At 74.4% G+C, this 246-nt stretch carries 1 pseudogene; it reads right to left on the minus strand.

Annotation, left to right across the window (positions count from 1 at the left end):
- A pseudogene (locus tag ACQG3P_RS21560) lies at positions 1–246 on the minus strand (hypothetical protein); the annotation flags it as partial.

Raw genomic sequence — 246 nt, forward strand, 5'->3', positions numbered from 1 at the left:
ATGGACCACATCCGCGCCTGCGGCGTGGGGCCGCCGGCGCATTTCAGGGTCGAGCAGGCGCGCAGGGCGTGGCTTTCAGGCGCCGGGGCCGAAGGCGTCGACGGAGTTGCCGAAGGCGGTGCGGCTGGCGTGGCGGGAGCGGCGGTTGGCGTGATCCGCCAGATGGTGTTGGCCAGGTCATCGGCCACGATCCCCGCACCGCGCGGATCGACGCTGACGCCCACCGGGCGGCCGCGGGTCTTGCCG

It is taken from the genome of Stenotrophomonas sp. SrG, from assembly GCF_050031795.1.
Taxonomy (GTDB): domain Bacteria; phylum Pseudomonadota; class Gammaproteobacteria; order Xanthomonadales; family Xanthomonadaceae; genus Stenotrophomonas; species Stenotrophomonas rhizophila_A.